This window comes from uncultured Cyclobacterium sp., assembly GCF_963976465.1.
Lineage (GTDB): Bacteria > Bacteroidota > Bacteroidia > Cytophagales > Cyclobacteriaceae > Cyclobacterium.
Map to the genome: position 1 here is coordinate 1 of NZ_CAXBOC010000191.1, position 9196 is coordinate 9196.

Consider the following 9196-nt stretch of genomic DNA (forward strand, 5'->3'; position numbering starts at 1 on the left):
GTGGGTAATACAAAGACATTCAATTTCTTGTTTTCTCGAAAATTCTCAATTAAGAAACTTGATGTAAATGAACCAAAAAGAAAAGCGAAAATGTATAAGAAATAGATGGTACCCTTCCAGAATTCAAAATTAGAAAGGTCATTAATGAATAAAGCAAAGTGCCCCGTGACATTGGTAGTCAATTGTTTAATTGATAAAAACCCGCTTACATTGACAATACCAGCTACAAATGATAAAAATGTAGCAATTTGTAAATTGTGTTTGAAGGTCCTGCTCTTGCCTTGGTGCCTAAACATTGGATAGATATTTATATATCGATTTAGGCAATCATTATTACCTCTAGCTAAATAATAAATAGATTTTCAAAAGAAAAGCCCTAGGTTTGATCCAGGGCTTTCTTTCTAGTACCTAAGAAATATTAACTTAGTCTTTTTAATAAAAGTTCAGTAGCCTTTTTGATAAAAAAGCCTAAATCCTCTTTAATATGGATACAGAGGGAATTCAGCCGTAAGTTTAGGCTAGATTAGCATTCATTGCGCTTGAAATTTTTAAATTTTCACCACCATCTTGCCTTTATTCTTCCCTTCAAATAAGTCTAGAAAAGCTTGTGGAATATTGTCAAATCCTTCTACTATGGTTTCTTTATAATGCAATTTTCCTTCTTGAAGCCATGTGGCCAGTTGCTGAACCCCTTCGGCATGTTTGTCTGAAAAGTCAGCTACAATAAAACCTTGCATGAGCGCACTTTTTTTAACGAGGAAAGGCTGCACACTTAGACTTTTTGGGGTCTCGGTATTGTTGTAAACAGAAATTGCCCCACAGATAATAATTCTGGCATATTTGTTGATATTGAAAAGTGCAGCATCTGATATTTCTCCACCTACATTATCAAAATAGATGTCAATACCATCGGGGCAAGTTTCTTTTATGGCTTGTACCATATTATCGGTGGTGTTATAATTGATCCCTTCGTCAAATCCAAAATCAGATTTAAGCAGGTCAACTTTTTCATCCGTACCAGCAATACCTACTACTCGAAGTCCAAGGATTTTTCCAATTTGGCCCACAACAGAACCCACTGCACCTGCCGCTCCGGATACGAGCAAGGTTTCGCCTTCTTTGGGTTTTCCTATTTCCTTTAATCCAAGAAGAGCAGTGAGCCCGGTCATGCCAATTATTCCCAAATAGGCCGAAAGAGGAGCTTTATCAGGATCCACTTTTCTAAGGTTTTCGGCTTTGGCCACTTGTGTTTCTTTCCATTGTAAGGCGCCAATTACTTTGTCCCCTTTGGATAAATTTTCGCTTTTTGATTCCAAGACTTCTGCAATAATTCCCGACGAAATGGGTTCGTTTAGCTTAAAGGGTGGGACATAGGAAGGAGCATCACTCATTCTACCTCTTAAATAAGGATCCACTGAGACATATTTAGTACTTAACAATACCTCTCCTTCTTTCAATTCCGGGATTTTAGCTGTTGTAAAGTCAAAATCTTTAACTGAAGGACTGCCTTTTGGCCTATTTTTTAAATTAATCGTTTTTGTAGTAGTCATGTTAATTAAATTTTAATACTGTTCCAAGCCATTTCGTAGGCTTCATTAATGTTTTCAGGTTTAATTTCAAACCTTTCGCGTTGTTGTAGTAAAAAGGATATGGGATAAATACTGAATGCATAAAGCAAATAAGGAGATACCGGTTGGATGAGGCCTTCTTCTTGGCCACGTTTCCAAAGTTCCAAGAGTGGACTTAAGTGTTTTAAGCCTTCCTTACGACTTGGTTCATCGATCATTGGCGTATTGTCGCATTGAGACAAAAACATGGCTTGCTCGACTTCATTCAGTTTAAACCTTGCAATGTTCTTCCATATTTTCTCAAAGTCTCCTTGGATTGATGTGCTTTCCTTATAGTCTTTGAAAGCAAATCTGGTAAATGAACGTTTTACCTCAATGTAAACTTGATTGACCAGATTCTGTTTGTTCTCAAAATACAAATAGATGGTACCAGGAGAAACTCCTGCCATTTTCGCAATCTTTGACATGGGGGTGGCATGAAACCCATTGTTGTTGACAAGTTGAATTGTAGCCTTTACTAAGGCTTCTCTTTTGTTATTTGATTTAGAATTGCTACTCATATTTGTCGATTTGAATACCAAGCCAACGGAGAAAAATGAATGAACGTTCATTTTTTTAGAAATTTTATTTTAGCCATTTATTTCATTGTTCCTTTTACTAACTAGCTAAATGCTGATAGCCTCAAAATCAATGCTAATAATTCACTCAATAAATTTTTTTAAGACCTATATTGAAATGTTTGAGAGGAAGGTAGCTAAAAGTATAGTTAATCAGCCGTAGTGATTGCTTTCCAAAATGGGTAACAACCTTGAATCATCCAAAGCAGCAGTCCTGTGACCGGCATGCGCCAAATATTCCTTGTTTTGAGAAAAAGCTATAAATTCAGCCGTTGATGCGTGTTCCACCAATAACATAGCATCCCATTTTTCAGTATTGGGTCCAATTAAGAACGCATTACATTCTCCGTAAAAAATGATGCGACTTCCCGCCTTTTTTAACAAAGGGAGCGTCTTGTCCATATAGCGTTGGTAAGCTTCCGATCCGGAAATTGACTTGGCAGGCTTTATGGATTCCAGATTGGCATAATCAGCCTTATCTCTAAACCTCAGAAGGTTCATCATCACGATCTTTCCTTTTCCATTAAAGTTCTTAAAAAACTCATGCCGGCTACGGGTGCTGCGTCTAAATATTTATCCATTGTTCTTTTGGCTTATACTTTTTTACCTATTGTAATTTTTCATTTCAGGGAAATCCAATAGGAACCTATCAGCCATTGCTTCCGCTCCTTTTTCTGTAGGATGTACCCCATCCTTGGCCAACAATCCTTCTTTCCATTTGCCTTCACCATCAGAAACAGCTTTGTCAAAATCAATGTACCGATATCCTGAAGCCCTGATAAAATCATTCTTGCCTCTGTTGTTTCTTTTTTCTACAGAAGGAACCGTAGAAAAAATCAAAGTTACATTGTGTTTGGCACAGAGACCCATTACCTTTTTCGCATAGTTTTTCCAGTCTTCGTTGGGGATTCTTCCCTCATCACTTTTATCGTTCATGCCCAAACACCAAATCGCGTATTTTGGTTGGTGAATAGAAAAAGCAGCATTTATAAAATCAAAGGAGTCTTTAGATCGTCCACCAGGCAATCCATCACACAAAAATTGATATCCCGCAGCATGCGTATAATAAGGCCAACGGGCGGGACTGGCACTATTTACATAGCTGTCGCCAAAAACAAATACATCAGAAAAGTAGTCCTCACATATGAATTCAAATGTATCAACCTTTACCTGTGTACCAGAAGAGCGAATAAAAGGATGATTCATCCCGATAAAGTCTGAGGAGAAACTTAAAGTATCGCCCTCGTTTATAATGGTGATTGTACTTGAACTTAAGTCTCTTTCAATTTTAATACTCAGTTCATTTTTTAATGGAAGTGCATGTTTAATGGCTTTTCGATTGGTAACATTGGTAACCCGACTGGAAATAATGCTGTCCGGTGTGATGGTTAAGTTACTTGTAAGATACCTTCCGCTTCCCTTTCCAATGCTTAAGGTGTCAAACTTCTCAATTGTTCCTTTAAAGTTGATGGTGTAAAATTGTTTGATAGAAGAATTTACCAATTGGTACGATTCTCCCTCTTTTAATGTAAAATTGCTTAGTTTTTGAGGGTGTACCTCTACTTCTATACTAGGGTGGAAACTTGACTGATGTTGACTTAAAATTTTTGAAATGAAACCGGTGGTGGAAGTAGCTATTACTAGAAGAGTAATAAAATGTAGAGGCTTTTGCTTTAATTTAAGTTTCATTTTATAATTTGTAAGTCGGTCTATATTAACTTAAAATAGTTAATATAAAAATCGGAAAAATTCTTAAAATCAGGATCATTCGGGACTTTTTAGCGATATTTTATTCCAAATTGATTTACTAAATTTAACAAAATCAAAGATTAAACCATCGTCCAAATAGAATAAAAAGCAGTGGTATTGGGTAACTTTATTATTCAAGTTCTATACATTTAATTATTAGAGCAAGTATTTTTCTCAATCCACAGACAAAATATTTCTGTCAGATCAAATGTAGCTTTGCACAGAGAGTTAGATTTACTAAAATAAAAGCCTTAATATTTAAAATTGTCCAATGGAGCAGTGCTTTTTTTCTACTGGTTGGTAATAGTTATCCATGGAATCTCCTGTTTCCGTCTCTGCACTGCCTCCTTCTCCAAAGGTGATGCGACCGTTGCTATATTATCATCTATAATGAGAAGGGTAGATGATTTTTGTTTATTTACCGTTTTTTCATTTATATTCCAGATTAAGATGGATAGGGATAGAATGTTTATTTGCCTGGTCTTTTAATCTTAACATGCATTTTGTTACTTCTCTATAATTATTTTCTTTTTAATTAACCAAAATAAAGATGGTTTAGGGTTTTATTTCCAAATTGAGTTGCCTGCCTTCTTCCTGTGCTTTCTTATCCATACCCGTGCCTACTGCAAGGCCGATGGCCATACCTATTGGTAATCCAATTCCTATAAATGCCATATTGTCCAGACTTGTGCTAAAAGCTAAACCCAGTGGCAAACCAAAAACTACCATCCCTAAAGCCATCCAGGTATTGCGGTAATGATTAATCGGAACGATTTTTAATTGCTTTTCAATGAGCTTAATGATTTTTGTTTGTTCCTTTTTGGTTTCTTTCAATAATCTATCATTTGAAGTCATATTCAGTTGTTCGATGGATTGATTGATGGAATCAACAATATTATCGGGCAAACTAAGGCCTTCCAATACAGTAATAAGACTTTCAAATTGGGTGTATACCTTTAAAAGTTTAGCATTATCATTGATTTCCGGTCTTGATTTAAGCTGGTTAATTTTCATAAGCTTGTTTTAATTATAAATAAATAAGAAGAAAAGCAACTCATTATTAAGGCCAAAATTGGTTCTTGATTTCTTTATTTTATACCAAGGTTTCGGAAATGTCTTGCTCTATTAGTTTGAAAAAGTTGGCTCTTTCATTCTTTATATAATAAATATATGGTAAAATGGTAAAGGTTCCAATGAATGAAGATTAGCTTTCCTTTCAATTGATTCAGTTATTCGGTTTTCTCGTATTCCCTTTACATTGGTCTCAATCACAGGGGCTAGTCCTAAGTTCTTGGTGGTCCTGCTTGGCTATTGTCAAAATATTTTGGTTTTGGCCAACTCTCACACAGCTTAAATTTGTGTTTTTGCTGATATCAAGTAGGTTTAGCCCGTTGAGATTTCTGACATCTAACCCTTCAAGAGAATTGCTTGAAAGCCATAGTTTTTCCAAGCTAATATTATTTGTGAGATCCAGTTCTTTTAATTGATTGGCCGATAAGGTTACATATTTCAAATTTGTATTGGTGCTGAGATCCATGCTTTCAAGATCGTTTAATTTGGCTATCATGGTCTCTAAGGAAGTGCAGCCCTGCACATCCAGCACCTTTAATTTATTGTTTTCCACATTCAGTCCATTTAAACCCGGAATGTTGATAGAAAGGCTTTCCAATAGATTCCATGAAAGGTTTAAGGTTTTCAATTGATCGGCATTATTTAATCCATTGATCTCAGTAAGATTGTTTAGGATAAGGTTAATGTCCTCCAATTGCTTGTTATGACTAATGTCTAATGTCTGAAGATAATTGGCTTCAAGGTGCAATGAAGTTAATTTTTGGTTTGCTGCTAAATTAATTTCACTTAATAAATTGTTTCCAGCGGATAAGGAAACCAGCTCTTCAAAAGCCTCAATACCTTTAAGATTCGCTATTTTCTCTTCTTCAGGCGTTCCAAGATCACTATCTAAAACCAATGTACTGACATTCTTGGCGTCTTCAGTTAATAGCATTTGGTTAATTAATCCGTCACTATCGATTCCCAACTCAATTAATTTTTCTTCAAAATTCGCATCCGGGATTTCAGTGATATGCTTTTGATTTGGGGGAGTTGTGGATATTAACCCATCTTCTGAACATGAGGAAATGATTCCAAAGAGTCCGAATAACAATTGAGAATAGGTTGAAATTGTTTGCTTTTTCATGCTTAAGCTTTTCTTTATGATGAAGTGATAAATATTAGGTAATTGCAAAAGGCTTTAAAACCACATTGCCTTTCTTTCTGCCTTTATCTACATAGCTGTGGGCCTCTACCACTTGTTCCAAATTATAGCTGCGGTCAACCGGGGCTACGAAATGCCCTGCTTTAATGATGTCAAGTAGAATTTGCAATAGTCGCTTGATTTCTTCCCTGGGTAAAGTACCGGTAGCAGAGAATTTTGCCTTTTTATTACCAAAAAGGGAGGTGACCATCATTTGGCCAATTAAGGGCATTCCCAATACAGGAGAAGCATAACAGCCATTTTCTGTCAGCGCATGTTTACATTCTTCAAAGGACCTAGAACCGACCGTATCATAAATCAAATCATAACTATTTTTATTTTGGGTAAAGTCAGTTTTAGTATAGTCAATGACCTCGTCTGCCCCCAATGACCTAACCAGTTCTATGTTGGCTGTACTGCAAACTGCTGTTACATGTGCACCATAATATTTTGCAATTTGGATGGCTGCTGTGCCCAGACTTCCTGATCCTCCGTTGATAAGTATTTTTTGTCCAGAATGGATATGCCCAATGTTTTGCAAGAAATTTAGGGAGGTAATACCTCCATCACATATGCCTGCAGCCTCTTCAAAACTTAGGGACTTAGGCAAGTGGCTGATCACACCATCTTCGGGAATGGCTACATATTGGGCATATGTGCCAAAGGAGTTGATGTTTTCTCCAAATACATTGTCTCCCTTTTTGAAGCTTTTTACTTCCGATCCAACGGCTTCAATTACTCCTGCGAAGCCACTTCCCCAAATGGGATTTTTGGGTTTGGTAAGTCCTAAAAATAGGCGCCCAATATAAGGTTTACCTGTGCGCATCATGGAGTCAGCTTTGGTTACCGAAGAGGCATGGATGCGTACAAGGACTTCATTTGCTTTTGGGCTTGGCTTGGCCACTTGATCTAGTTTGAATACCTCCGGGGATCCATAGCCTGTTGTGATTACTGCTTTCATCTTTTTATTTGTTTATGTTGATTAACAAAACAAATGTCTTACAAATGAAGCAGTTTTGAGTTCCGGATATCATCCACTTGTTCGGGTTTACAAATCCGAACAAAGTTGTTAGCGTTACAGGATTATACTTTCAGGTTTTTAAGAAATTGTCTGGGAGTAAGGCCGGTTTCTTTCTTGAAATAGGTGTTAAAAACAGTTTTAGAATTGAATCCACTTTCATAAGCCAGACCAATTACAGTTATATGCGCTTTGGAAGGGTCTTTGGCCAGACGTTTGAACTCCTTAATACGGTAGTGGTTAATATAGGCGTTGAAATTTTTGCCTATGCTTTCGTTCAATATCCACGAAAGTTGATTGGGATGGATATCCAATTCCTCGGCCAGAGAACGTAGGGATAAATCCGGGTTTAAAAACAGTTTTTTCTCTTCAATGAAAAAAGTGAGTTTGTCTTTAAAAGCTTTTACAGTTGCATTATTTAGCAGCGCTTTTTTCGTTTTCTCAAGTCTTCTTTTATCAAAGAGTGCCGGAGGGAACAATTGATGCTTTAATTCAAGGTAACTTGGTTCCGCTTTTATTGCATTCATCATGGGGTCCGCAAAACGGAGAAGCAACAATGGATATTTATTTTCTTTGGCATTGACCATCCAATCAAATGCTTTTTCAAATTGACCGGTATATACATGGTAGAGTAAGACATAGACTTCTGCAGCAAAACCACCTTCTTGCTTTGAAATTTCATTCAAAAGCCGGAAGCTAGACCGGGCCTGATTTTCGTCTTCCTTCAGTATATAGGCCAAGGCCATATTGCCAACTTTCTCGGCAGGAACTATAATTTCTGAAGGCATTTTGTCAAAATAGTCAATAACTTGATCCGCTTCACCTAACATTATCAAGCTGTTGGCGATGACAGTATGGGCGGGGATATTTTTTGGGTTAACTTCCAGGCATTTATTGAGTTTGACTAAGGCCTCTTGATAATTTTCTAGCATATAATCCAGATATGCACTGTAAAATTGTGTTTCCTGGGAAAGAGGATCAATCTTTAAGGCAAAGTCCAGGTGTTTTTTTGAATCCTCATTCTGTCCAGCCAATATGTATAGGAAGGATGAAAATTGCTGAGATTCAACATGGTTTGGGTTGATGCCCAACCCTTTCTTTATCGTATTAAAGGACTTTTCGAAATCAGCTTCGGTGAAAAATGATAGATTGGCCAGTTGATAGTAGGCTTCCGGCAACTGGTTGTTTATGGCCAGGGCTTGATTGGTCAATGCTGCACATTGTCCCCATCCTTCCTCATAAGAGATGAATCCTGTGGTGGCCAGGAAGCTATAGCTGTCTGCCAATCCGGTCAAAGAATTGGGGTGGTTGGGGTCTATGCGCAAAGCTTGATTAAAACATTCTATGGCTGTTTTACAATCTTCAGGATTCCATTTATTTAGGTAATAACGACCTTTAAGATACAGGGTATAGGCATCCAGGCTTTCAGTCTGTTGGGTTACTAATTGCTCTTGTATTTCAAAATGCCCAAAATGCTCTCGTAATTTTTCAGCAATGATAAGGCTAACTTCATCTTGCACAGCAAAGATATTGTCACTCATTCTGTCCCAGGTCTCGGACCAAAAGTGAAAATCCTCATCAGCCTGAATTAGCTGTGCTGTAATTCGAAGGGAATTTCCTGACAGGCGTACACTTCCTTCCAAAAGGGTTTCCACTCCTAGTTCTTGGCCTATATTGCTTATGGGAATATTCTTTCCTTTGAAATAAAATGATGAGGTTCTTGAAGTAACCCTTAATCCATCAATTTTAGCCAATGCATTGATAATTTCCTCTGTAATTCCATCACAAAAATATTCGTTTTCCTTATCCGAACTCATGTTTACAAATGGAAGAACGGCAATTGATTTCTGGAAGGTGTCTTGTGCTTTGCTGTGTGTTGGCATGAAGGCAGAATGATTGAAGAAATTATTATTGAATGCTCACATCTCTACGGTTAATAAGTTTGAATTTAATTGTTTTGAATGGATAAAACAATATTTTTATTTGGTGA

The 9196-nt window shown here is 37.0% G+C and carries 9 protein-coding genes; all 9 read right to left on the reverse strand.

What is annotated here, in order from left to right:
- Window positions 1-296: DUF1275 family protein (locus AAC037_RS12050; protein ID WP_339903236.1), on the reverse strand; the 296-nt coding region annotated here is incomplete at its 3' end.
- A 252-nt stretch (window positions 297-548) separates the two neighbouring features.
- Window positions 549-1550 (reverse strand): NADP-dependent oxidoreductase, encoded by a 1002-nt coding sequence (locus tag AAC037_RS12055; RefSeq protein ID WP_339903237.1) that lies wholly within the window; start codon window positions 1548-1550, stop codon window positions 549-551.
- Window positions 1551-1555: 5 nt separating this feature from the next.
- The gene (locus AAC037_RS12060) at window positions 1556-2128 is read right to left on the reverse strand and encodes a TetR/AcrR family transcriptional regulator (RefSeq protein WP_339903238.1); all 573 of its coding nucleotides are present in this window, start codon (window positions 2126-2128) and stop codon (window positions 1556-1558) included.
- A 210-nt stretch (window positions 2129-2338) separates the two neighbouring features.
- Window positions 2339-2689: a DUF1330 domain-containing protein gene (locus tag AAC037_RS12065; protein WP_339903239.1), complete on the reverse strand. Its 351-nt coding sequence runs from the start codon at window positions 2687-2689 to the stop codon at window positions 2339-2341.
- A gap of 99 nt (window positions 2690-2788) precedes the next feature.
- A complete protein-coding gene (locus AAC037_RS12070; protein WP_339903240.1) occupies window positions 2789-3874 on the reverse strand; it encodes an SGNH/GDSL hydrolase family protein in 1086 nt (361 codons plus the stop codon).
- Between the two features lie 615 nt (window positions 3875-4489).
- Window positions 4490-4948: a hypothetical protein gene (locus tag AAC037_RS12075; RefSeq protein ID WP_339903241.1), complete on the reverse strand. Its 459-nt coding sequence runs from the start codon at window positions 4946-4948 to the stop codon at window positions 4490-4492.
- Window positions 4949-5198: 250 nt separating this feature from the next.
- Window positions 5199-6131 carry a hypothetical protein gene (locus tag AAC037_RS12080; RefSeq protein WP_339903242.1) on the reverse strand — a complete coding sequence of 311 codons (933 nt, stop codon included), beginning with the start codon at window positions 6129-6131 and terminating at the stop codon, window positions 5199-5201.
- 34 nt (window positions 6132-6165) lie between these two features.
- Window positions 6166-7149 (reverse strand): NAD(P)-dependent alcohol dehydrogenase, encoded by a 984-nt coding sequence (locus AAC037_RS12085; protein WP_339903243.1) that lies wholly within the window; start codon window positions 7147-7149, stop codon window positions 6166-6168.
- A 122-nt stretch (window positions 7150-7271) separates the two neighbouring features.
- Window positions 7272-9089: a helix-turn-helix domain-containing protein gene (locus AAC037_RS12090; RefSeq protein WP_339903244.1), complete on the reverse strand. Its 1818-nt coding sequence runs from the start codon at window positions 9087-9089 to the stop codon at window positions 7272-7274.
- Between the last annotated feature and the right edge of the window lie 107 nt (window positions 9090-9196).

Coding starts and splice junctions, on each gene's coding strand:
- AAC037_RS12070 (WP_339903240.1), bottom strand. CDS start 3,874: ATGAAACTTAAATTAAAGCAAAAGCCTCTACATTTTATTACTCTTCTA.
- AAC037_RS12085 (WP_339903243.1), bottom strand. CDS start 7,149: ATGAAAGCAGTAATCACAACAGGCTATGGATCCCCGGAGGTATTCAAA.
- AAC037_RS12060 (WP_339903238.1), bottom strand. CDS start 2,128: ATGAGTAGCAATTCTAAATCAAATAACAAAAGAGAAGCCTTAGTAAAG.
- AAC037_RS12090 (WP_339903244.1), bottom strand. CDS start 9,089: ATGCCAACACACAGCAAAGCACAAGACACCTTCCAGAAATCAATTGCC.
- AAC037_RS12065 (WP_339903239.1), bottom strand. CDS start 2,689: ATGATGAACCTTCTGAGGTTTAGAGATAAGGCTGATTATGCCAATCTG.
- AAC037_RS12075 (WP_339903241.1), bottom strand. CDS start 4,948: ATGAAAATTAACCAGCTTAAATCAAGACCGGAAATCAATGATAATGCT.
- AAC037_RS12055 (WP_339903237.1), bottom strand. CDS start 1,550: ATGACTACTACAAAAACGATTAATTTAAAAAATAGGCCAAAAGGCAGT.
- AAC037_RS12080 (WP_339903242.1), bottom strand. CDS start 6,131: ATGAAAAAGCAAACAATTTCAACCTATTCTCAATTGTTATTCGGACTC.